The organism is Rummeliibacillus sp. POC4 (assembly GCF_003576525.1).
GTDB lineage: Bacteria > Bacillota > Bacilli > Bacillales_A > Planococcaceae > Rummeliibacillus.
Genome location: NZ_QWUA01000004.1, coordinates 67,097 through 90,534 on the forward strand (window position 1 = coordinate 67,097; position 23,438 = coordinate 90,534).

At 36.2% G+C, this 23,438-nt stretch carries 23 protein-coding genes; 22 read left to right on the forward strand and 1 reads right to left on the reverse strand.

The window, feature by feature from the left end:
• The first annotated feature begins 3 nt into the window (after window positions 1-3).
• The 10 genes from def to spoVM are packed head-to-tail and all read left to right on the forward strand — an operon-like array spanning window position 4 to window position 9,009.
• The gene (gene def, locus D1606_RS01420; protein ID WP_119414237.1) at window positions 4-507 is read left to right on the forward strand and encodes a peptide deformylase; all 504 of its coding nucleotides are present in this window, start codon (window positions 4-6) and stop codon (window positions 505-507) included.
• Window positions 504-1,445 (forward strand): methionyl-tRNA formyltransferase, encoded by a 942-nt coding sequence (fmt, locus tag D1606_RS01425; RefSeq protein WP_119414238.1) that lies wholly within the window; start codon window positions 504-506, stop codon window positions 1,443-1,445. Before def ends, fmt begins: the two co-directional genes overlap by 4 nt.
• A complete protein-coding gene (gene rsmB / locus D1606_RS01430) occupies window positions 1,442-2,815 on the forward strand; it encodes a 16S rRNA (cytosine(967)-C(5))-methyltransferase RsmB (RefSeq protein ID WP_119414239.1) in 1,374 nt (457 codons plus the stop codon). Before fmt ends, rsmB begins: the two co-directional genes overlap by 4 nt.
• Window positions 2,815-3,915, forward strand: coding sequence for a dual-specificity RNA methyltransferase RlmN (gene rlmN / locus D1606_RS01435; RefSeq protein WP_119414240.1), 1,101 nt, complete (start codon window positions 2,815-2,817; stop codon window positions 3,913-3,915). The genes rsmB and rlmN overlap by 1 nt, the downstream gene beginning before the upstream one ends.
• Before the next feature lie 14 nt (window positions 3,916-3,929).
• Entirely contained in the window at window positions 3,930-4,679 is a 750-nt protein-coding gene (locus D1606_RS01440; protein ID WP_119414241.1) for a Stp1/IreP family PP2C-type Ser/Thr phosphatase, read from the forward strand.
• Window positions 4,680-4,681: 2 nt separating this feature from the next.
• Complete coding sequence (gene pknB / locus D1606_RS01445; protein ID WP_119414242.1) at window positions 4,682-6,631, forward strand: Stk1 family PASTA domain-containing Ser/Thr kinase; 1,950 nt, start codon at window positions 4,682-4,684, stop codon at window positions 6,629-6,631.
• Between the two features lie 23 nt (window positions 6,632-6,654).
• Window positions 6,655-7,536: a ribosome small subunit-dependent GTPase A gene (gene rsgA, locus D1606_RS01450; protein ID WP_119414243.1), complete on the forward strand. Its 882-nt coding sequence runs from the start codon at window positions 6,655-6,657 to the stop codon at window positions 7,534-7,536.
• A 3-nt stretch (window positions 7,537-7,539) separates the two neighbouring features.
• Window positions 7,540-8,205 (forward strand): ribulose-phosphate 3-epimerase, encoded by a 666-nt coding sequence (gene rpe / locus D1606_RS01455; protein WP_119414244.1) that lies wholly within the window; start codon window positions 7,540-7,542, stop codon window positions 8,203-8,205.
• Window positions 8,202-8,864: a thiamine diphosphokinase gene (locus D1606_RS01460; RefSeq protein ID WP_119414245.1), complete on the forward strand. Its 663-nt coding sequence runs from the start codon at window positions 8,202-8,204 to the stop codon at window positions 8,862-8,864. Before rpe ends, D1606_RS01460 begins: the two co-directional genes overlap by 4 nt.
• Before the next feature lie 4 nt (window positions 8,865-8,868).
• Window positions 8,869-9,009 carry a stage V sporulation protein SpoVM gene (spoVM, locus tag D1606_RS19015; RefSeq protein WP_233547996.1) on the forward strand — a complete coding sequence of 47 codons (141 nt, stop codon included), beginning with the start codon at window positions 8,869-8,871 and terminating at the stop codon, window positions 9,007-9,009.
• Between the two features lie 35 nt (window positions 9,010-9,044).
• Here the strand turns inward: spoVM and rpmB are convergent, their stop codons facing one another.
• On the reverse strand, window positions 9,045-9,233 hold the full coding sequence (gene rpmB / locus D1606_RS01470) for a 50S ribosomal protein L28 (protein ID WP_102692702.1): 189 nt from the start codon (window positions 9,231-9,233) through the stop codon (window positions 9,045-9,047).
• 228 nt (window positions 9,234-9,461) lie between these two features.
• On the opposite strand from rpmB, the gene D1606_RS01475 reads away from it, so the two are divergent.
• The 12 genes from D1606_RS01475 (at window position 9,462) to smc (ending at window position 23,438) form a co-directional block, all read left to right on the forward strand.
• A complete protein-coding gene (locus tag D1606_RS01475) occupies window positions 9,462-9,824 on the forward strand; it encodes an Asp23/Gls24 family envelope stress response protein (protein WP_119414246.1) in 363 nt (120 codons plus the stop codon).
• Between the two features lie 18 nt (window positions 9,825-9,842).
• Entirely contained in the window at window positions 9,843-11,489 is a 1,647-nt protein-coding gene (locus tag D1606_RS01480) for a DAK2 domain-containing protein (protein WP_119414247.1), read from the forward strand.
• Between the two features lie 181 nt (window positions 11,490-11,670).
• Window positions 11,671-12,333: an L-serine ammonia-lyase, iron-sulfur-dependent subunit beta gene (gene sdaAB, locus D1606_RS01485; RefSeq protein ID WP_119414248.1), complete on the forward strand. Its 663-nt coding sequence runs from the start codon at window positions 11,671-11,673 to the stop codon at window positions 12,331-12,333.
• 11 nt (window positions 12,334-12,344) lie between these two features.
• Window positions 12,345-13,241, forward strand: coding sequence for an L-serine ammonia-lyase, iron-sulfur-dependent, subunit alpha (gene sdaAA, locus D1606_RS01490; RefSeq protein ID WP_119414249.1), 897 nt, complete (start codon window positions 12,345-12,347; stop codon window positions 13,239-13,241).
• The gene (recG, locus tag D1606_RS01495; protein WP_369973721.1) at window positions 13,234-15,279 is read left to right on the forward strand and encodes an ATP-dependent DNA helicase RecG; all 2,046 of its coding nucleotides are present in this window, start codon (window positions 13,234-13,236) and stop codon (window positions 15,277-15,279) included. The genes sdaAA and recG overlap by 8 nt, the downstream gene beginning before the upstream one ends.
• A gap of 110 nt (window positions 15,280-15,389) precedes the next feature.
• The gene (gene fapR / locus D1606_RS01500; RefSeq protein ID WP_119414250.1) at window positions 15,390-15,965 is read left to right on the forward strand and encodes a transcription factor FapR; all 576 of its coding nucleotides are present in this window, start codon (window positions 15,390-15,392) and stop codon (window positions 15,963-15,965) included.
• Window positions 15,966-16,964, forward strand: coding sequence for a phosphate acyltransferase PlsX (plsX, locus tag D1606_RS01505; protein WP_119414251.1), 999 nt, complete (start codon window positions 15,966-15,968; stop codon window positions 16,962-16,964).
• 35 nt (window positions 16,965-16,999) lie between these two features.
• Window positions 17,000-17,944, forward strand: coding sequence for an ACP S-malonyltransferase (fabD, locus tag D1606_RS01510; protein WP_119414252.1), 945 nt, complete (start codon window positions 17,000-17,002; stop codon window positions 17,942-17,944).
• Window positions 17,945-18,691 (forward strand): 3-oxoacyl-[acyl-carrier-protein] reductase, encoded by a 747-nt coding sequence (gene fabG, locus D1606_RS01515; RefSeq protein ID WP_119414253.1) that lies wholly within the window; start codon window positions 17,945-17,947, stop codon window positions 18,689-18,691. It abuts the gene before it with no gap.
• 43 nt (window positions 18,692-18,734) lie between these two features.
• On the forward strand, window positions 18,735-18,971 hold the full coding sequence (locus D1606_RS01520) for an acyl carrier protein (RefSeq protein WP_119414254.1): 237 nt from the start codon (window positions 18,735-18,737) through the stop codon (window positions 18,969-18,971).
• 139 nt (window positions 18,972-19,110) lie between these two features.
• Window positions 19,111-19,872, forward strand: coding sequence for a ribonuclease III (rnc, locus tag D1606_RS01525; RefSeq protein ID WP_119414255.1), 762 nt, complete (start codon window positions 19,111-19,113; stop codon window positions 19,870-19,872).
• Between the two features lie 2 nt (window positions 19,873-19,874).
• A complete protein-coding gene (gene smc / locus D1606_RS01530; protein WP_119414256.1) occupies window positions 19,875-23,438 on the forward strand; it encodes a chromosome segregation protein SMC in 3,564 nt (1,187 codons plus the stop codon).

Consider the following 23,438-nt stretch of genomic DNA (forward strand, 5'->3'; position numbering starts at 1 on the left):
CAAATGGCACTGTTAGAAATTGTGAAAAATCCCGCGAAGATATTGGAAACAAAAGCAGCTGAAGTGACAAAATTCAATGCTGATCTAGCTAAATTACTTGATGATATGTATGAAACAATGCTAGAAAATGATGGTGTGGGTATTGCGGCTCCACAAGTAAATAAAAGTATCCAGGCTGCAGTGGTAGAACTTGGAGAAGAACGTGATGTACTAGAGCTTATTAATCCTGTAATCGTAGAAGTTTCTGAAGACACAGGAGTTGATATGGAAGGTTGCTTAAGTTTTCCAGATTTATATGGAGATGTTGAACGTCCTCTATATGTAAAAGTACAAGCACAAGACCGTACTGGAGCATTATATGAATTAGAAGCATACGACTACGATGCACGTGTTATTCAACATGAGATTGATCATTTACATGGTATTTTATTTGATAAAAAAATCACGAGAATTTATACATTGCAAGAAATAGAAGAAATGTATGCAGAGGAGGATGAAGAACAATGATATCAATCGTTTTTATGGGAACTCCTGATTTCTCTGTTCCTGTCCTACAAATGCTACATGACGAAGGGTATGACATAAAAGCAGTTGTTACACAACCAGACCGCCCCGTTGGACGTAAGCATATTCTAACTCCTCCACCTGTAAAAGCAGCTGCTGTAGAACTTGGATTACCTGTTATTCAACCTGAACGATTAAAAGGATCAGAACAATTACAACAAATTATTGCATTAAATCCTGATTTAATCGTTACGGCAGCATTTGGTCAAATTTTACCGAAAGAATTGTTAGATACACCTAAATTGGGATGCATAAATGTACACGCATCATTACTTCCAGCATATCGTGGTGGCGCTCCAATTCATCAAGCAGTTATTGATGGTCAAAAAGAAACTGGCGTAACCATTATGTATATGGCAGAAAAATTAGATGCAGGAGATATTATTGCACAACAAGCGCTAACTATTGAAGAAGAAGACTATACAGGCCTCCTATTTGAAAAATTAAGTATTGTTGGCCGAGACCTACTTAAAGCTACGCTTCCATCTATTATTGATGGTACAAATCAACGAATTCCTCAAGATGAGTCAAAAGTGTCTTTTGCACATAATATTTCACGTGAACAAGAACGTATTGATTGGTCAAAAAATAATACAGCTATCTACAACCAAATTCGTGGTTTACATCCATGGCCAACTGCTTATACAACTCTTGATGGTCAAAATGTGAAGATTTGGTGGGCAAAAAAATCTTCTGTTTCACATCAGCAACAACCTGGTACAGTTATTGGTATTTCTAAAAAGTTCTTTACTGTTGCAACTGGTGAAGGACAAGCAATCGATATTATGGATTTACAACCTGCTGGTAAAAAGCGTATGGAAGCTGTCAATTACCTAAATGGTGTAGGTTCAAAATTACAGATAGGGGACCGCTTTGAATGAGTAAAAGTAAAAAAAACATGCCTATCTGGGATGGTAATGTTCGTGATGCAGCATTGACGATATTACTTGCTGTTGATAAACAGCAAGCCTATAGTAATTTGTTGTTACATCAAACAATAGAAAAATATAAAATCGATGCAAAAGATCGTGGTTTGTTAACAGAAATTACGTATGGTACATTGCAATATAAAATGACTCTCGATTATTATTTGGAGCCATATGTACGTGGTAAGCTGGAGGATTGGGTTCGCTGGCTATTACGAATATCTTTGTATCAAATTGTATTTTTAACGAAAATACCTGACCATGCAGCTGTGAACGAAGCAGTAGAAATTGCAAAACATCGTGCACGTCATCGTGGTATTAGTGCTACGGTTAATGGAATATTGCGTTCTATTTTACGTGATGGTATTCGTGATACAACAAATATTGAAGACGATGCTAAACGTTTAGCGATTGAGACGAGTCATCCTGAATGGCTAGTACGTCGATATATTGATGGTTTTGGATTAGAAAAAACATCCAATATGTTATTTGAAAATAATTTGCCCCCTATCCAAACTGTGCGTGTCAATACTGCAAAAGCGACAGTTGACGAAGCTTTACGTAGTCTATGGGATGAAAAATTTTCAGTTAAACGCAGTACTGTGATACCTGAATGTCTTCACATAATAGAAGGACAAGCTGCTCGTTCTACAGCATTTAAAGAAGGACTTATAACGATACAAGATGAAAGTTCAATGTTACCTTCATATGCGTTAGAAGTGCTTCCTGGTATGAGAGTTTTAGATATGTGTGCAGCTCCAGGAGGAAAAACAACGCATATTGCTGAAAAAATGAATAACGAAGGTGAACTAATCGCAACAGATTTACATCCACATAAGATTAAGCTTATTGAGCAAAATGCGGATCGTTTAGGTTTATCAATCATTCAACCTCAAGTTTTAGATGGAAGAAAAGCTAGTTCAATATTTGAGAAGGAATCATTTGACCGTATTTTGGTGGATGCACCTTGTAGTGGCCTTGGTGTTATTCGTCGTAAACCGGATATTAAATACACCAAAAAAGAAGAGGATTTTGAATCTTTACAAAAAATTCAGCTTCAACTATTAAATACTGCATATACTTTATTAAAAAATGAAGGCAAAATGGTTTACAGTACATGTACAATTGATAAAATGGAGAACAACGGTACTGTTGAAGCTTTCCTACAAGCTCATCCAGATATGGAGTTATCTCCAATCAAAGATGTACCAGAAGTATTAACTGCATTAAAAACAGTAGGTATGATGCAAGTCTTTCCACAAGATTTTGGTAGTGACGGCTTTTTTGTTGCTGCTTTCAGAAAAAAAGGAGGATCCACAAACTAATGGATCAAGAAATAAAAACAACAGCAAGAGTTAAAAAAGAAAAACCACAACTTCGCGAATCGATTTATTCATTATTACCTGACCAATTACAAGAATGGTTAAAAGAAAATGGAGAGAAACCATTTAGAGCTGCTCAAATATTTGATTGGTTATATATAAAACGAGTAAAAAGTTTTGAAGAAATGTCTAATCTTTCAAAAGGATTACGTGAAAAATTGCAACAAAAATTTGCATTTAGTACATTGAATACTTTAGTAAAACAAGAATCTAAAGATGGTACCATCAAGTTTTTGTTTCAATTACAAGATGGGTATTCAATTGAAACTGTACTAATGGCTCATGATTATGGGAATTCTGTATGTGTAACAACCCAAGTTGGATGTCGTATTGGATGTACATTCTGTGCATCAACTTTAGGCGGGCTAAAACGCCATCTTTTACCTGGAGAAATTGTAGAACAAGTTGTGAAAGTGCAACAAGCATTAGATGAAAAGGAACAACGTGTAAGTTCAGTTGTTATTATGGGAATTGGTGAACCATTTGATAATTATGATTCGATGATGCAATTCTTACATGTCATCAATCATGAGAAAGGGTTAAATATTGGAGCTCGCCATATTACCGTTTCTACAAGTGGTATTATTCCTAAGATTTATAAATTTGCAGATGAACAATTACAAATTAACTTTGCTTTATCATTACACGCACCGAACCAAGAATTACGTCAACAATTAATGCCGATTGCAAAAGCTTACAAACTACCAGAACTAATCGAAGCAGTGAAATATTATACTGAAAAAACTGGTCGCCGAATCAGTTTTGAATACGGTTTATTTGGAGGTGTTAATGACACAGTTGCACATGCAGAGGAATTAGCACAACTTGTTAAGGATATTAAATGTCATGTCAATTTAATTCCAGTAAACTATGTACCAGAACGTGACTATGTACGAACACCAAGAAATAAGATTTTCGATTTTGAAAGAACGCTAAAAAAACATGGTGTCAATGTTACTATTCGTCGTGAGCACGGCTCAGATATTGATGCAGCTTGTGGTCAATTACGTGCGAAGGAGAGAAAAGAAGAGACGACCCACTAATGAGGTGATACGTTGTGAGATATACTGTTGTAAGTGATATTGGAAAGAAAAGAGCAGTAAATGAAGATTCAGCAACTTTTATCTCGCGTGATGACTCATACCAACTGGCTATTGTAGCAGATGGTATGGGTGGTCATAATGCAGGTGATGTTGCAAGTCGTATGGCTGTTACACATTTTGAAGAGTTATTTTTAAAGGCGGATAAAGCCCGTTTTGAAACAAATGAATCAATTGAAGAATGGTTGGTTTCAACAGTAAAAGAACTTAACAAAATACTTTATCAATACTCGTTAACACATGAAGATTGCCAAGGTATGGGTACTACACTTATTGCTGTTCTTTTTAATGGAAATGATGCGACTATTTGTCATGTAGGTGACAGTCGTGTTTACTTTGTTACTAAAGAAGAGAATCGCCTTGTCACTAGAGATCACTCGTATGTCAATATTCTCGTAGATAACGGTGAAATTAGTGAGGAAGAGGCTGAAAGTCATCCAAAGAAAAACTATATTATTAAATCATTAGGAACAGAATCTACTATCGAACCAGATAGCTATAAAGTTGAGATTCTTGACGATTCATTTATGTTAATTTGCTCGGATGGTCTAAGCAACAAAATATCAAATATTGAAATGCACAATATAATAATGAGTTCAGCTACCCTTCAAGAGAAAGGTAGCCAACTTGTGCAATTAGCTAATGATAATGGTGGAGAGGACAACATTACACTCATCCTGCTATCAAAAGACATTGAGGAGGTGTAAGGATGCTCGTTGGAAAAAGAATCAGTGGACGTTATAAAATTCTTGACGTCATTGGTGGCGGTGGAATGTCAAATGTCTACTTAGCACATGATATGATTTTAGATCGCGATGTTGCGATTAAAGTATTGCATTATAATTTTTCAAATGAACAAGAGATGCATCGACGTTTTCAACGAGAGGCTTTATCAGCCACTAGTCTTACACATCCGAATATTGTTAGTATTTATGATGTTGGTGAAGACGGGGATATGCATTATTTAGTCATGGAATACGTGAAAGGGCAGACATTAAAACAATACATACAAAAATACGCCCCACTAGCCCCTGTTAAATGTGTGAATATCATGAAACAATTGACTTCAGCAATTGCAAGCGCACATCAAAATCAAATTATTCATAGAGATATTAAGCCACAGAATATTTTAATGGACGAATCTGGCAATGTGAAAATTACTGATTTTGGTATTGCAATGGCTTTGGAGGATACTTCCTTTACAAGAACCAATTCAGTTTTAGGAACAGTACACTACTTATCTCCAGAACAAGCACGTGGTGGTACCGCAACAAAAAAATCTGATATTTATTCTTTAGGAATTGTTCTTTATGAGTTATTGACAGGCGAACTACCTTTTTCTGGGGAATCTGCTGTTGCAATTGCATTGAAACACTTACAATCAGATACACCTTCTGTACGATCTATAGTCCCATCAATACCTCAAAGTTTAGAAAATGTGGTCTTGAAAGCTACTGCTAAAGATCCGCTTCATCGTTACTTATCAGTTGAAGAGATGAAAGAAGATCTAGAAACGGTTTTATCTGATGAAAGAAGTCATGAAACAAAATTCATCCCACCTTTCGATGAGGATGCGACGAAGCTTATTCCTGTTATAAAAGAAGCTGAAATTGACAGCATACAAGATTTAGAAAAGACAAAAGCTATTCCTATAAAAGAAAAAGATTCGTACAATGATGAAAAAAAAGAGAAAAAAGGAAAAAGAAAAAACAAAGTTTTAATCTTTGTAGGATTGTTACTTAGTCTTTTACTTGTTTTTCTAATTGTATTATTTTTATATCCAGATTTATTTTCTGAAAAAAGATATGAAGTACCAGATGTAACGAATCAAAACGTAGACAAAGCAATCCGCACTTTAGAAAATGCAGGATTTGTTATCGGGGACCAAACAAAGCAAAATTCAGATGACATTAAAGAAGATAAAATTATTTCGACAAATCCTGTAGCGGGGAAAGAACGAACGAAAGGAACAGAGATTGACTTAACTATTAGCGAAGGACCGAAAAAAACGGAAATTACTAATTATGTTGGCAAGGATATTACACAAGTAAAACAACTACTTGAAAAGCAAGGCTTTAATGTGAATGTTAAAGAATCTTATTCCGATGAAACTGAAGGGACAATTATTCAACAATCTCCTAAAGAAGGGGAAAGTGTTATAGCAAAAGACACGACAGTCACCCTAACAATAAGTAAAGGTGTTGAACAGGAATTAGTTGCAAGTTTACTTGGATATGACAAAACAGCATTAGATTCTTATGCAAAAACCTCAGGGTTTAATATTCATATTGGAAGCGATGAATATTCAGAGACCGTTCCGAAAGGACAAGTTATTTCTCAAACGCCAAAAGCAGGGACAAAAGTTGCTATAGGTAGTAAAATCGATGTCGTTCTATCAAAAGGAAAAGAACCAAAACCTCTTAAATTGTTTGTTAAATCTGTAGTGATTCCTTACGAACCAGAAGTTGAAGGTGAACCTCAACAGGTAAGAATATATATTCAAGACCATACACGTTCAATTAAAGATGTGGAACAAGAATTTCAATTATATTCTACTCAGCAGAAAAGGATTCAACTTCAAATTGAAGAAGGGCAAGAGGCTAGATACAAAGTAGAGCGTGATGGTAAAGTAATCATTAATGAAAAGGTAGCATATTAAATTCTAAAATAAGGAGGAAGGACATGCCAAAAGGCCAAATCAGAAAAGCTTTAAGTGGCTTTTATTATGTCCAAGATGGTGAACAACTGATTCAATGTCGGGGGCGCGGAGTCTTCCGTAATAAGGGAATAACACCGCTAGTAGGAGATTATGTAGAATATGAAGTTGAAGGAAATAATGATGGTACAATTACTGCTATTTTAGAACGTAAAAATGAACTTGTACGTCCTCCTGTTGCAAATATTGACCAAGCAATCCTTGTATTTTCAACGAAAGAACCTGCATTTAACACGATTTTACTGGATCGTTTTTTAGTGGTTTTAGAATCCTTTCAAGTGCATCCAATCATTTGTTTGACGAAAACGGATTTACTATCTGAAAAAGAACTACAAGAGATTGAAAAATATAAAGCCAATTATGAAGCAATTGGTTATAGAATAATCGAGACATATAAAGATGACCCGAATTTACTAACTAAAATGATACCTTTATTACAAAGTAAATTAACTGTTTTAGCGGGACAATCAGGTGTTGGTAAATCTACATTACTTAATACACTAATGCCAGAACTAGAACTAAAAACGGGGATTATATCCGAAGCGCTTGGTCGAGGAAAGCATACAACTCGTCATGTAGAGCTAATTGAAATAGCTGGAGGGTTAATTGCTGATACTCCTGGTTTTAGCTCTTTTGACTTTGATAGAATAGAAAAAGAAGAATTAACTCAATGTTTCCCTGAGTTTTTTGTATTATCGGAAAGTTGTAAATTTCGAGGCTGCTTGCACTTAAAAGAACCAAAATGTGCAGTAAAAAAAGCCGTAGAAGAGAAAAAAGTAGAACAATATCGTTATGATCATTACCTACAATTCTTACAAGAAATTATTGATAGAAAGCCGAGGTACTAAACTATGATTCAAATTGCACCATCTATTTTAGCTGCTAATTTTTCAAAATTAGCAGATGAAGTAAAAGAAGTAGAAGAAGCAGGAGCTAAGTTAATCCATATTGATGTCATGGATGGCCACTTTGTACCTAATATTACTATGGGACCAATTGTTGTAGAAGCATTGCGCCCAATAACCAATCTTCCGTTAGATGTCCATTTAATGATTGAAAATCCAGATCAATATATAGAGGATTTTGCAAAAGCTGGTGCAAACTATATTACTGTTCATGTTGAAGCATGCCGTCATTTGCATCGAACAATTCAACTAATTCGTTCTTTCGGAGTGAAACCTGGAGTTGTGTTAAATCCACATACACCAATTGAATCCATTAAACATATTTTAGAAGATGTTGACTTAGTATTATTAATGACAGTCAATCCTGGTTTTGGTGGACAAAAATTCATTCATTCTGTTGTACCAAAGATAGCAGAACTTTCAGCTTTGATTAAAGAAAAGGATGTAAATGTGGAAATAGAAATAGATGGCGGTATTAACACAGAAACCATCGTGCCATGCGCTCAAGCAGGTGCTACAATCTTTGTAGCAGGTTCTGCGATTTATGGTAAAGAAAATCGTAAAGAAGCATTACAAAGCATTCTAGAGGCAGGAGAACAGTCTATACGATGACTGTTGTCATAATATGTGCTGGAGGTCCAGAGGAGGAAGTCGTATCGAACGATTTCCTCTTTTCTTTCCAAGATGTTAAATTTATCGGAGCTGATCACGGAGCTGTTTATTTGTTGAATAGAGGGATTATTCCAGATTTAGCAGTAGGTGACTTCGATTCATTAACGAATGAAGAGTGGCAATTGGTTCATGAGCGCGTACCAAATATACAACGCCATAAACCTGAAAAAGATGAAACAGATACAGAACTAGCGCTATTGAAAGCATTAGAATTCAATCCGACTGAGATTCTTTTAACAGGTGTTACAGGTGGAAGACTCGACCATTACGAAGCAAATTTACACATTTTATATCGTGTTCAAAAAATGTATCCATCTATTGAAATAAAAATAATAAATAATTTTAATTGTTTGCAATTTTTGTTGCCTGGAGAACATAAGATAGTATCAGATCACTATTTCAAATATCTTTCGTTTTTTGCATTTGGTGATGTCGTGAGAAATGTAACATTACGAAATGTTTTTTATGAAACGACAGATGAAGTCATTGATATAGGGACTACTCGATTTACAAGTAATGAAATAGTAGGCGATTATGCGTCTATTTCATTTTCTAGTGGCATATGTTTAATGATAAGAAGTATTGATGATAAGGAGTGACCAGTTGAAAGTATACACATTTCAATTACCAAAAGTAGTTAGCAATTTTGCCCGATTTTGTTTACAGATGGTTTCAAATGATCCTGCAGGTCCTAAAAAAACAGCTACTAGAAAGAAAAAAGGAAACGAAAAAACGCCAAGTTGATAACTTCAACTTGGCGTTTTATTTGGAAGAACGGATTAAACGCGTTCAACTTTACCTGATTTTAATGCACGAGCAGAAACCCATACACGTTTTGGTTTGCCGTTTACTAAAATACGAACTTTTTGAAGGTTTGCGCCCCAAGTACGTTTGTTAGCATTCATTGCGTGAGAACGGTTGTTACCAGACACAGCTTTACGTCCAGTAATGACACATTTTTTTGGCATATTATTTCCCTCCTCATAAAGAAGTTGAAAGATTCATGATTTCACTTCGGTATTTCACATACTTTAATAATTTAACACACACTTTTACCTAATGCAACTGATTTTGATAGACTTTCAAGAAAAAAACCTTTACAGTCTAAATGTAGACGAATTGATAGGTTTTCTTTTATAATCAAAATTTGTATAGTACAATAAGAGATAGTCAAAAAGAAATCAGGAGGCATTCTAATGTCAGTAGAATTGAAAAATGAATTCGGTAGTATTGATATCTCTAATGATGTTGTTGCACAAATAGCAGGTGGAGCAGCGATTGAATGCTATGGCATCGTCGGTATGGCAAGTAAACACCAAATTCGTGATGGCTTAACAGATATTCTTCGTAAGGAGAATTTCGCAAAAGGAGTAATCGTTCGTCAAGATGGTGAAGATTTACATATCGATATGTATGTCATTATTAGTTACGGAACTAAAATTTCAGAAGTAGCCTATCAAGTACAATCAAAAGTAAAATATACACTAGATAAAACATTAGGAATGGCAGTTAAATCTGTTAATATCTACGTGCAAGGTGTTCGCGTAGCGAACGTGTAAGAGGAGGAACTTATTCAAATGAAGTCGTTAGACGGGATTAAATTCGCGGAAATGGTACAAGCTGGTTCAAGCCATTTAGCTCAAAATGCGGAATATGTTGATTCGTTAAATGTATTCCCTGTACCTGATGGAGATACAGGAACGAATATGAATTTATCGATGACATCAGGTGCAAAAGAAACTGCTGCTAACAAGGTAGCAAACATTGGAAAGACAGCGCAAGCATTATCAAAAGGATTGCTAATGGGAGCACGAGGTAATTCAGGTGTTATATTATCTCAATTATTCCGCGGATTTGGTAAAGCTGTCGAAAAAGAAACTGAATTAGATGCAGTAAAATTTGCGCAAGCATTTCAAAGTGGGGTAGAAACAGCTTATAAAGCCGTTATGAAACCTGTTGAAGGAACAATTCTTACAGTTGCACGTGTTGCTGCTGAAAAAGCAGTGGAAGTTGCAAAAACAGAAGAAGATATTGTTGTTATTATGGAACAAACTTTAGCTGCAGCAAAAGAAGCGCTAGCTAAAACACCTGACCTATTACCAGTACTGAAAGAAGTAGGAGTGGTTGATAGTGGTGGCCAAGGTTTAGTCTTTGTATATGAAGGCTTTGCAGCATCCTTAAAAGGTGAAGCAATTCCTGCTCCAACGAAAATAGATTCAATCGATGATTTAGTAAATGCAGAACATCATAAAGCGCAAGATTTTATGGATACTTCTGAAATCGTCTATGGATACTGTACAGAATTTATGGTGCGTTTTGAAGACGATAAAAAACCATTTAATGAATCAGAATTCCGAGAAGATATGAGCCACTTCGGTGATTCACTACTAGTTATTTCTGATGATGAAGTGGTGAAAATCCACGTTCACTCTGAAACACCAGGGAAAGTTATCTCTTATGGTCAACAATATGGTAGTTTAGTAAAAGTTAAAGTAGATAACATGCGTCTTCAACATACAGCAATCGTTGGAGAAGATCATAAAGTAGCCAAAAAAGAAGTGAAAAAACAACCATATGCAATCGTAACAGTAGCAATGGGTGAAGGTGTTGCACAACTTCTAGAAAGTGTTGGCGCATCATATGTGATAGAAGGCGGTCAAACAATGAACCCTTCTACAGAAGATATTGTCAATGCTATTAAAGAAGTAGGGGCAGAAAAAGTATTAATCTTACCAAATAATAAAAATATAGTAATGGCAGCTGAACAAGCAACTGAATTATTAGATATTGAGGCTGCTGTTGTACCAACAAAAACAATTCCACAAGGTATGTCTGCAATTCTTGCATTCAACCCAGAGCTATCAGTTGAGGAAAACAAAAAACATATGACAGCTGCATATGCAAATGTTAAATCAGGACAAATTACATTTGCAGTACGTGATACTTCAATTGATGGAGTAGAAATTCACAAAAATGATTTCATGGCTATTAAAGAAGGGCAAATTATCCAAGCTACACCTTCTTTAAAAGTCGCTTCTGAAATATTAGTAAGCGATATGGTTGATGAAGATTCAGAAATTGTCACAGTACTATACGGCGAAGACGTTGAAAAGCAAACTGTTGATGAATATGTTGAATTTATAGAACAAAAATATCCAGATGTAGAAGTAGAGGTACATGATGGGAAACAACCATTATATCCTTATATCATTTCTGTAGAATAAGTCACAATTAGAATTATTAATCATAACAACCTATGTAAAACGGCTAAGAAAAAAATCTTGGCCGTTTTTCTATGTATAGCTTGTTTGAGGTCAAATAGAAAAAGACTAAAATGTTTGGTTATATGAGAATATTCGTGTAAGATAAGTTTTGAATATTACTAGAAATGCGTGGGGAGAAATTATGAAATTTACATCCGTTTTTGATATTATCGGTCCGGTCATGATTGGTCCTTCTTCATCACATACTGCTGGAGCGGCTCGAATTGGTCGCGTTGCCAGAGATTTATTTGGACGTCAACCTAAATGGGCTAAAATCCACTTGTATGGTTCTTTTGCAGAGACGTATAAGGGACATGGAACTGATGTAGCAATAATCGGTGGATTACTGGATTATGATACTTACGATGAAAGAATTAAGACTGCATTTAAAGAAGCAGCAGAGGCAGGATTAACTTTTGAATTCATACCTGAAACAGATCATACAGAGCATCCAAATACAGCAAGAATCGTAATTGGTGATGATGATATGGAAATGTCAATGGTTGGTATTTCAATTGGTGGTGGTGCGATTGAAATTACTGAACTTAACGGATTCCCACTTCGATTATCAGGAGGCATGCCAGCAATCTTAGTAGTACACGATGACAGAGCTGGTTGTATCGCCAATGTAGCTAATTGCCTTGCAAAACATAATATTAATATTGGTCATATGGAAGTGTCACGTAAAGAACGAGGAAATATGGCGTTAATGGTCATAGAAGTAGATCAAAATATCGAACATTCTATTTTAGGAGAAATCGAAAATCTTCCTAATATTACGAAAGTGACTCGTATTAAAAACTAGGAGGTATAAAAATGGAAGTATTATTTCGTAATGTTAGAGAATTGATAGAACGTGCAGAAACAGAAAATAAACTCATTTCAGAAATTATGATTGAACAAGAAATTTTAATGTCAGAAAGAAGCCGAGATGAAATAATGGAACAAATGTCTCGAAATCTTACTGTCATGGAAGAGGCTGTTGAAAGAGGGTTAAAAGGAGTACGTTCCGTAACAGGTTTAACAGGTGGAGATGCCGTATTATTACAAAAATATATACAATCAGGTAAAGGACTTTCAGGAAATCTTTTACTAGACGCTGTCAGTAAAGCTGTTGCTACAAACGAAGTCAATGCAGCCATGGGAACAATTTGTGCAACACCCACTGCAGGTTCTGCAGGAGTTGTACCAGGTACACTTTTTGCCGTGAAAAATAAATTGAATCCTACAAGAGAACAAATGATTCGATATTTGTTTACTGCAGGTGCTTTCGGTTTTGTTGTAGCTAATAATGCATCTATTTCAGGTGCGGCTGGTGGCTGTCAAGCTGAAGTAGGTTCGGCAGCTGCGATGGCTGCTGCATCCATTGTTGAAATGGCTGGCGGTACACCTTCTCAAAGTTCACATGCATTTGCAATTTCACTTAAAAATATGCTTGGTCTTGTATGTGACCCGGTAGCAGGATTAGTGGAGGTTCCTTGTGTTAAGAGAAATGCAATGGGAGCTGCAAATGCTATGGTAGCAGCAGATATGGCATTGGCAGGTATCACGAGTCGTATTCCAACAGACGAAGTAATCGGTGCAATGTTCCGTATTGGTCAAACAATGCCTGTAGCTTTAAAGGAAACCGCACAAGGTGGATTAGCAGCAACACCAACAGCTAAGGCAATTCAAGCGAAGATTTTTGGTGGGGCCGTGTTACATCGTGACTAACCTACTGGATTCAGTAACTGATTTAAAAGGTGTTGGGAAAACATCTGCTGATACATTAAGTTTGATGGGCATTGCAACGATAAAAGATTTGATATTAACGTTTCCGTATCGTCATGAAGATTTTCGTCTAAAAGATTTAGCAGAAACACCACACAATGAAAGAGTTACAGTAGAAGGACGTATCGAAAGTGAACCAACTGTTCTTTATTTAGGTAAAAATAAATCACGCTTACAAGTACGTATGTTGGTTGGACGACATTTGATAAAAGTTGTTTTTTTCAATCAAGGATATTTACGAAGTAAATTAACACTCGGGACCATTGTAACCGTAACAGGTAAATGGGATAGGGGCCGTCAAATCATAAATGGAAGTAATGTGTCATTTGGCCCTAAAACAGATCAGGCAGATTTTGAACCAGTATATAGTTTAAAGGGTAAGTTGACTCAAAAAAAATTCCGCCAATTTATCCGTCAAGCCTTGGATTTATCAAAAAATCAGCTTCCAGAGACTTTACCTGAACAGTTAAGAAATGAGTATAAATTACTGCCCCTTTCAGATGCTTTAGAAGGTGTCCATTTTCCAAAAAATGCAAATCATGCAAAACAAGCACGTCGAAGATTTGTTTACGAAGAGCTGTTACAATTCCAGTTGAAAATTCAAGCATTAAGAAAAACTCGGAGAGAGCAAGAACATGGTATTATCATTCAATATGATTTAGAAAAGGTTCGTGAATTCATCAGTTCTTTACCATACGAGTTAACAAATGCCCAAAAACGTGTTGTCAATGAAATATCACGTGATTTACTAATCCCCCAACGCATGAATCGATTATTGCAAGGGGATGTAGGATCTGGGAAAACTGTGGTGGCAGCAATAGGATTGTATTCCTCAGTTACAGCTGGATTTCAAGGTGCATTAATGGCGCCAACTGAAATTTTAGCAGAACAACATGCAGCATCACTTGATGAATGGTTGCATCCTTTTGGTGTCAAGGTTGCATTATTGTCCGGATCGGTTAAGGGAAAGGCAAGAAGAGAGTTGTTAGAGAGAGTATCAAATGGAGACATTGATATTCTTGTTGGAACACATGCATTGATACAACCGGATGTATCATTTAAAAAATTAGGGTTTGTTATAACTGACGAACAACATCGTTTTGGGGTCGAGCAACGCAGAGTTTTGCGTGAAAAAGGGGAAAATCCGGATGTGCTTTTTATGACCGCAACGCCTATTCCGCGTACATTATCGATTACAGCATTTGGAGAAATGGACGTTTCAATCATTGATGAAATGCCAGCAGGAAGAAAGAAAATTGAAACTCATTGGGTAAAAAATGAACAATTCAATCAAGTGCTAACCCGAATGGCGAAAGAACTTGCCAATGGTCGTCAAGCTTATATTATTTGTCCGCTCATTGAAGAATCAGATAAGCTTGATGTGCAAAATGCAGTAGATGTTTATCAACAACTTTCAACTATTTATAAAAATAAATTCAAAATAGGTCTTATGCATGGACGTTTACCCGCAAATGAGAAAGATGAGGTAATGCGTGCTTTTAGTGAAGGAAGACTAGATGTTCTCGTTTCTACAACTGTTGTAGAAGTAGGGGTAAATGTTCCAAATGCAACATTTATGGTAATATATGATGCTGAGCGATTTGGTTTAGCTCAACTTCATCAATTACGAGGTCGAGTAGGACGGGGAAATCATCAATCTTACTGCATACTTATTGCAAATCCGAAAAGTGAAGAGGGTAAAGAGCGTATGATTTCTATGACGGAAACGAATGATGGTTTCCGTTTAGCGGAAAAGGATTTAGAACTCCGTGGACCTGGTGATTTTTTTGGAAAAAAACAAAGTGGCTTACCGGAATTTAAAATGGCTGATTTAGTCCACGATTATAGAGCGTTAGAAGTAGCAAGGCAAGATGCAGTGAAACTTATTGAATCACCTAAATTTTGGCGAAGTGAAGAATATAAAGCTTTACGAGAATATCTTGCTTCATCGGGTGCTCTTGATGGCGAAAGAATTGATTAAAAGTGGGGGATGCAAAGCTGTTTTGAAAAACAACACTTGCATTCTCTTTTTTATATTTATATACTGATATTAGTACCAAGTGCTAATATTAAGGGGCGACGAAGAATAATATGAAGTACTCAAAGAAAGAACGACAACTATTATTGCAGCAAACGATTCAAGAAAACCCATTCGTCACGGATGAACAGCTTGCTACAAAGTTTAATGTTAGTGTTCAGACGATTAGACTTGATCGTATGGAGTTATCCATTCCAGAATTGCGTGAACGGATTAAGGATGTAGCCGCCAATAATTTTGAAAATGAAGTTAAAACCTTACCTATAGATGAAGTTATTGGAGAAATTATCGATATTGAATTGGATGAACGTGCGTTATCTATTTTTGATGTTGGGGAAGAACATGTCTTTCAAAGAAACCGCATTGCAAGAGGACATCACTTGTTCGCCCAAGCGAATTCTTTAGCAGTAGCCGTTATTGATGATGATCTTGCATTAACAGTCCATTCTGACATTCATTTTTTGAAACCAGTAAAAGCAGGGCAACGCGTAGTATCTAAAGCCGTAGTTACAGGAAAAGATAATGAAAAAAATCGTACGTTCGTCACCGTTACCTCTACAGTAGATGGAAATACAGTTTTTACGGGACAATTTGAGATGTATCGAACGAAAGGTAAAGGTGAAAAGTAAATGAAATTAGCAGTTGATGGTATGGGTGGGGACAACGCACCTCAAGCCATAATCGATGGTGTATATGAAGCACTTGAAGAAAACAAAGATTTAGAAGTTTTACTATATGGTTCAAAAGAAAAAATGCAACCATTTTTAAAAGATATGAATCGTATTACAATTATAGATTGCCAAGAAGAAATTGAAGGAACAGATGAGCCTGTTCGTGCAGTACGACGTAAAAAGGATGCATCAATGGTGAAAATGGCTCAAGCTGTTGCAGATGGTGAAGCAGAAGCTTGTATTTCAGCAGGGAATACGGGTGCTTTAATGGCATCTGGATTATTTATTGTGCATCGTATTGATGGTATTGACCGTCCAGCGCTTTCAACAACATTACCTACGTTAGATGGTAGTGGTTTTGATATGTTGGACCTGGGCTCTAATGCAGATGCAAAGCCGGAAAATCTAGTGCAATATGCTATAATGGGAAGCATTTATGCAAAACAAGTACGTGGTATTCAAAATCCAACAGTAGGTTTGTTGAATATTGGTACTGAAGATAAAAAAGGCAATGACCTAGCAAAACATGCTTTCACTTTATTAAAAGATGCGCCAGTGAATTTTATCGGAAATGTAGAGGCGCGAGAATTATTAAATCATGCTGCTGATGTAGTCGTAACGGATGGTTTTACAGGTAATATGGTATTAAAAACCATTGAAGGAACAGCAGGCGCTATTTTTAAAATGATGAAAGAAGCTTTTATGTCTTCCACAAAATCAAAAGTCGCAGCATTGATGATGAAAAATGATTTGAAAAATCTTAAAAATAAAATGGATTACACAGAGTACGGTGGTGCAGCATTGTTTGGCTTAAAAGCACCGGTGATTAAAGCACATGGTTCTTCTAATGCAAGAGCTTTTGCAAGTGCAATTCGTCAAGCACGCAAAATGGTCGACTATAATGTTATTCCAACAATCGATGCAACCATTATGAAATCTAAACAAAATGAACAATAACTTTTTTAATGTTGTTATACAAAGGGGAATGTAAAATGACGAAAATTGCTTTTATTTTTCCAGGGCAAGGTTCACAAACTGTAGGAATGGGTCAAGAATTTATTTCTCAGGAATCTGCGTGTAAGGAATTTTATGATCAAGCAGATCAACTTTTAGGGATTGAATTATCGAAGTTAATGTTAGAAGGTCCTCAAGAAGACTTAACACTAACTTACCATGCGCAACCAGCATTATTAACCACTGGTGTTATGATCGCTGAAAAGTTAAAAAAAGCTGGGATTACACCAGATTTTACTGCTGGACATAGCTTAGGTGAATATGCTGCAATTGTTACTTCAGGTGTTATGACCTTTGCGGATGGTGTACAAGCTGTACATAATCGTGGTATTTATATGAATGAAGCAGTACCCGCTGGCGAAGGTGCAATGGCTGCCATTTTAGGCTTGAATCGTGATGAACTGAAACAAGTTACTGATAGTGTTACAGCTGAAGGGGAAATTGTTCAGCTTGCCAATCTCAACTGTCCAGGTCAAATTGTTATTTCTGGTACAGCTAAAGGTGTAGAATTGGCTTCTGAAAAAGCCAAAGAAGTAGGTGCTAGACGTGCTATTCCATTAGTTGTTAGTGGTCCTTTCCATTCCGAGCTAATGAGACCTGCTGCTAGCAAGCTACAACAAATGCTCTCTAAAATTGATATGCAAGATGCTAATGTACCAGTTATAGCTAATGTTAATGCACAACCTGTTACTTCAAAGGCAGTGATTTTAAACCAATTAGTTGAACAATTGTATTCTCCAGTACTATGGGAAGATTCAGTCCGCACTTTACTTGCTGAAGGGGTAGATGTCTTTATTGAATGTGGTCCCGGTAAAGTTTTAAGTGGACTTGTCAAAAAAGTGGATCGTAAAGTGAAAACATATTGTGTTTATGATGAAGCGACATTCAAACAACTAATAGAAGCGGCAAAGGAGTGGGCTTAATTGGCAGATTTAACGAATAAGGTAGCTGTTGTTACAGGTGGCTCTAGAGGAATCGGACGTGCAATTGCACTTCACTTAGCTAAACTAGGAGCTAAAGTTGTTGTGAACTATAGTGGTAGTCAAACAAAAGCAGAAGAAGTTGTATCTGAAATAGAGGATGCAGGTGGTTCTGCGATTGCAGTTCAAGCGAATGTAACAGATGCAGAAGCTGTTGCAAATTTGATGAAGCAAGCTATAGAAAACTATGGTAAACTTGATATTTTAGTAAATAATGCAGGCATTACTCGTGATAATTTACTTATGCGTATGAAAGAAGAAGACTGGGATGCTGTTATGAATACGAATCTTAAAGGTGTCTTTCTATGTACTAAAGCTGTTACACGTCAAATGATGAAACAACGTGCAGGTCGTATTGTTAATATTGCTTCCATTGTCGGAGTTGCAGGGAATGCTGGTCAAGCAAATTATGTTGCAGCAAAAGCAGGTGTTATTGGCCTCACTAAAACAGCAGCGAAAGAATTAGCAGCTCGTAATATTTACGTCAATGCTGTAGCTCCTGGATTTATAGATACAGAAATGACAGAGGAGTTACCTGAACAGATTAAAGCACAAATGCTTACTCAAATACCGCTAGCTAAATTAGGTAAACCAGAAGATGTCGCAAAAGTAGTTGCATTTTTAGCCTCTGATGATGCAAGCTATATGACAGGTCAAACGCTTCATGTAGATGGCGGTATGGTCATGTAGACGTCTTGTATGTATAAAAAAACATTGAGAGGAGGTGAACAATTTGGCAACAGTATTAGAACGTGTATCTAAAGTTGTCGTTGACCGTTTAGGTGTTGACGAAAGCGAAGTGAAACTAGAAGCTTCTTTCCGTGATGATTTAGGTGCGGACTCATTAGACGTAGTAGAATTAGTAATGGAATTTGAAGAAGAATTTGATATGCAAATTGATGACGAGGACGCAGAAAAAATTGCTACTGTAGGTGATGCAGTAAGCTTTATCGAAAGCAAACTCGGCTAATTTCACGTATAATATACAATACTTAAAACTTCCCCGCTTTTCTAAAGTGAGGGAAGTTATCTTTTTATTTTTGCACATTGTATAATAAAAAGGTAAACTATAGATTGTACCAAATGGAAAATAAGAAGGTTGATAAAAGATGAGAATACAAGGACTCTCACAAAAGAATGGCGCAATTTCAGAGCAGGCACGTCTAAAATTCGCTGAATTACAAGATTTATTGGGCTTACACTTCAATAATCCTAATTTGTTATACAACGCATTTACACATTCATCATTTGTAAATGAGCATCGTAGAAAGCTTTTTGAAGACAATGAACGTCTTGAATTTTTAGGAGACGCTGTGCTTGAGCTAACTGTTTCTAAGTTTTTATTTCTTAAATTTCCTAAGATGACTGAAGGCGAACTAACAAAATTGCGTGCAGCAATGGTTTGCGAGCCATCCCTAGTGATATTTGCTAATGAGTTGAATTTTGGTAAATACGTATTACTAGGTAAAGGAGAAGAAATCACAGGTGGTCGTCAACGTCCAGCATTACTTGCGGATTGTTTTGAAGCATTTATAGGTGCTTTATATTTAGACCAAGGTTTAGAAACAGTTGTTGGCTTTTTGGAAAAAGTTGTTTTCCCAAAAGTCGAGCTCGGTGCATTTTCACATGTTATGGACTTTAAGAGTCAATTACAAGAAATGGTACAACAAAATAATTCTGGTACATTACAATATGAAATCATAAAAGAAAATGGTCCAGCACATAACCGTACATTCGTCTCTCAAGTGTTGTTAAATAACAAAGAACTTGGAGTAGGCAACGGTAAATCTAAAAAAGAAGCGGAACAAAAAGCAGCACAATGCGCTATGCGTGCTTTAAAAGTACAAATAGCGAATGATCAGGAGGGTTAATTTTGTTTCTTAAACGGCTTGAAGTGATTGGTTTTAAATCTTTTGCTGATCGAATAGGTATAGACTTTGTACCTGGCGTTACTGCTGTCGTTGGCCCGAATGGTAGTGGTAAAAGTAACGTAACAGATGCGATTCGCTGGGTACTCGGTGAACAATCAGCTAAGTCCCTTCGTGGTGCAAAAATGGAAGATATTATTTTTGCCGGAAGTGATTCACGCAAACCGCTTAACTTTGCAGAAGTATCATTAATTTTAGACAATGAAGACGAACGCTTACCGATTCCATATAACGAGGTAAGCGTTACTCGTCGTGTTTATCGTTCTGGGGAAAGCGAGTATTTGCTTAATAAGCAACAATGTCGATTAAAAGATATTACAGATCTATTTTTAGATTCAGGATTAGGAAAAGAAGCTTTCTCAATTATTTCTCAAGGACGAGTAGATGAAATATTAAATAGTCGTCCTGATGATCGACGTACAATTTTTGAAGAAGCTGCTGGTGTATTAAAGTATAAACAGCGTCGTAAAAAGGCTGAACATAAATTATTTGAAACAGATGATAATTTGAATCGTGTATTAGATATTTTACATGAGTTGGATAAACGAATCGAACCATTACATATCCAAGCATCCGCAGCAGAAGATTATTTGAAAATGTCAACAGAGCTAAAAGATATCGATATCGCAGTTTTAGTTCATGATATGGAGCAATTAAACAATGCCATGGAGAGTATTGCGAAAGAAAAGGAAAATCTGTTTTCAAAAGAACAAGTTCATGCTGCACAGATTACTGAAAAAGAGTCGTATATTACAAAACTTCGAAAACAATTAACCGAGCTAGATAGTTTACTAGATGAATCACAGCATCAACTTGTAGATGTAAGTGCAGAAGTTGAACGTTTTGAAGGCCGTAAAGTATTAATGGCTGAAAAACGAATAAATGCAGCGGCACAACTAACAAAACTACAACAATCACTTCAAAAGGCAAAAACTTCTAGCGACAGTTGGAATAAATTGAAGAGCGAGAAAGAAAAGCAATTAGTAGATCGCCAACAAGAGCTCCAAAATTTAAAGAAAACAGTAAAACAACTTGAAGATAATTTGAATCGTTCAACTTCTGAAATTGAAGCAGAGATTAATAAATGGAAAGACACATATATTGACCGCTTAAATGAAGAAGCTACTGTTAAAAACGAAGTAAAAAATATTACAAAACAATTAGAAGAACAAACTGAGAATTCTGTAAAAATTTCGAGCCAATCCACAGAAATGGTAACTGAGCTCAAAGGCTTACAACAAGAGCAACAATTGGTAGCTGAGAAATTGCAAAATGTAGAAAAACAAGTAGCGTTGAAGCTTGAAAAATATAAAAATTGTCAACAAGATTTGCAAAATGCAAAAAGACAGTACGATCAGCAACAATCTATGTTATTTAAAGGCTATCAACATTTACAACAGATGAAATCTCGTCAAGAAACACTTGCTGAACTTGAAGCGGATTTTTCAGGATTTTATCAAGGTGTAAAAGCTGTTCTAGTTGCACGTGAAAAGCAACAATTACAAGGTATTCATGGTGCGGTAGCAGAACTAATTCATGTTGATGGCGAATATGCTCGTGCTGTTGAAACTGCTCTAGGTGCTGCAATGCAACATGTTGTAACTGAAACGGATGTAGATGCTCGTAAAGCAATTACATGGTTAAAACAACAACGAGCAGGTAGAGCGACATTTTTACCTAAAAATGTGATGAAGTCTCGTAAAGTACCTGCAAATGTATTGCAAACTGTTGCAAATCATCCTTCATTTATTAATACAGCAGATGAATTGGCAACATATGATCCTGCATTTCGAACAATTGCGGAGAATTTGTTAGGTCATGTACTAGTATCAAAAGATTTACAAGGTGCTTCTCAAATTGCAAAAACTTGCGGTTATCGTTATCGCGTTGTCACTTTAGATGGTGATGTTGTTAATACCGGGGGTTCTTTGACCGGGGGTTCTGTTAAACAACAGGCATCATTATTTAGTCGTAAAGCTGAACTTGAAAGCTTAACATCACAATTATCTCAAATGCAAGCTTCTATCGGAAATGCAGAAAAGGTAGTTGCAGAATGGAAAGAACAAGTAGCAGAAAAGACTACACTTCTTGAACAGTTACGTATAGAAGGTGAAGAAATACGTGCTGAAGAGGTAGAGTTAAGTGCTCGTCATCGCGAATTAGAAGCCACTACTAAACGATTGTCATTAAGAGTTTCTATGTTTAGTGATGAACAACAAGATGCATCTGGTCGTAAATCAAGACTAGAAGGACAACTAGCAGATTTTAATCGTCGAAAAGAAGAGTTATCAAAAGAATTAACTAAAATCAATCAAACGGTTGAAGAATTGAATGTTTTAAAACAACAAAGTGAATCAGAACGTGATGTTTTACAAGAACAATATGCTTTAAAACGCTCAGAATTAGCAGTTTTACATGAACAGGTATCTCAACTAAAATTAGCAGTATCAGATGCTGTAACTCAATCGCAACAAGCTATTGAGGAAGTTTCGAATATATCAAAAGAAATAGACTGGATTACCAATGGTGGAGACATTAATGGTCCTTCTGAAGAAGAAATAATTGTTAAGATTACAGATTTACAAAGCCGAAGAGAAGAACTTGTTAAAACTGTTGAACAAACGAAGCAACAACGTACTGAAGTTCAACAACAAATTGATGCAATAGATATTGAGTTAAAAGAATTACAACGGGTGCATCAAGGACTTCTTGATGGATTACGTAATTACGAAGTGAAATTAAATCGTTTGGATGTTGAACATGAGAATTTAGCCAAACAACTTGAAAAAGAATATGAGCTTACATTTGAGGAAGCATTACTTGAGCCATCGTTAGATGTAGATGTTGATACTGCTCGACGTAAAGTTAAGTTGTTAAAACAGTCCATTGCAGAATTAGGCACTGTTAATATTAGTGCCATTGAAGAATATGCTACAGTTTCAGAACGTCATTCATTCTTATCAAACCAACGGAATGATTTACTTGAAGCACAAGAAACATTAAACGAGGCAATTCGTGAGATGGATGAAGAAATGACGAATCGTTTCAGCAGCACATTTTATGAAATTCGACGACATTTCCAAGATGTATTTCGTGAATTATTTGGTGGAGGTCATGCCGATTTAGAATTGCTTGATCCAGAAAATCTTCTAGAAACAGGCATTGAAATTGTGGCACAACCCCCAGGCAAAAAACTTCAACGACTAAGCTTATTGTCAGGTGGAGAAAGGGCGTTAACAGCCATTGCTTTACTATTTGCCATTTTAAAAACACGCCCAGTTCCATTCTGCATTCTTGATGAAGTTGAGGCTGCCCTTGACGAATCAAACGTTGCTCGTTATAGTCAATATTTGAAAAAGTTTAGCTCAGAAACACAATTCATCGTCATTACTCACCGTAAAGGAACAATGGAAGGTGCAGATGTATTGTATGGTATTACTATGCAAGAGTCTGGTGTCTCTAAGCTAGTATCTGTTAAATTAGAACAGGAAGAACCTGTTCCATCGTAA

What these genes read in the sequence shown, in the direction of transcription:
- rpe (WP_119414244.1), top strand. Translation starts at nt 7,540, where the DNA reads ATGATTCAAATTGCACCATCTATTTTAGCTGCTAATTTTTCAAAATTA.
- plsX (WP_119414251.1), top strand. Translation starts at nt 15,966, where the DNA reads ATGAAATTAGCAGTTGATGGTATGGGTGGGGACAACGCACCTCAAGCC.
- fmt (WP_119414238.1), top strand. Translation starts at nt 504, where the DNA reads ATGATATCAATCGTTTTTATGGGAACTCCTGATTTCTCTGTTCCTGTC.
- fabD (WP_119414252.1), top strand. Translation starts at nt 17,000, where the DNA reads ATGACGAAAATTGCTTTTATTTTTCCAGGGCAAGGTTCACAAACTGTA.
- fapR (WP_119414250.1), top strand. Translation starts at nt 15,390, where the DNA reads ATGAAGTACTCAAAGAAAGAACGACAACTATTATTGCAGCAAACGATT.
- D1606_RS01480 (WP_119414247.1), top strand. Translation starts at nt 9,843, where the DNA reads ATGAAGTCGTTAGACGGGATTAAATTCGCGGAAATGGTACAAGCTGGT.
- rsgA (WP_119414243.1), top strand. Translation starts at nt 6,655, where the DNA reads ATGCCAAAAGGCCAAATCAGAAAAGCTTTAAGTGGCTTTTATTATGTC.
- rsmB (WP_119414239.1), top strand. Translation starts at nt 1,442, where the DNA reads ATGAGTAAAAGTAAAAAAAACATGCCTATCTGGGATGGTAATGTTCGT.
- D1606_RS01460 (WP_119414245.1), top strand. Translation starts at nt 8,202, where the DNA reads ATGACTGTTGTCATAATATGTGCTGGAGGTCCAGAGGAGGAAGTCGTA.
- rnc (WP_119414255.1), top strand. Translation starts at nt 19,111, where the DNA reads ATGAGAATACAAGGACTCTCACAAAAGAATGGCGCAATTTCAGAGCAG.
- sdaAB (WP_119414248.1), top strand. Translation starts at nt 11,671, where the DNA reads ATGAAATTTACATCCGTTTTTGATATTATCGGTCCGGTCATGATTGGT.
- rpmB (WP_102692702.1), bottom strand. Translation starts at nt 9,233, where the DNA reads ATGCCAAAAAAATGTGTCATTACTGGACGTAAAGCTGTGTCTGGTAAC.
- D1606_RS01475 (WP_119414246.1), top strand. Translation starts at nt 9,462, where the DNA reads ATGTCAGTAGAATTGAAAAATGAATTCGGTAGTATTGATATCTCTAAT.
- sdaAA (WP_119414249.1), top strand. Translation starts at nt 12,345, where the DNA reads ATGGAAGTATTATTTCGTAATGTTAGAGAATTGATAGAACGTGCAGAA.
- def (WP_119414237.1), top strand. Translation starts at nt 4, where the DNA reads ATGGCACTGTTAGAAATTGTGAAAAATCCCGCGAAGATATTGGAAACA.
- rlmN (WP_119414240.1), top strand. Translation starts at nt 2,815, where the DNA reads ATGGATCAAGAAATAAAAACAACAGCAAGAGTTAAAAAAGAAAAACCA.
- pknB (WP_119414242.1), top strand. Translation starts at nt 4,682, where the DNA reads ATGCTCGTTGGAAAAAGAATCAGTGGACGTTATAAAATTCTTGACGTC.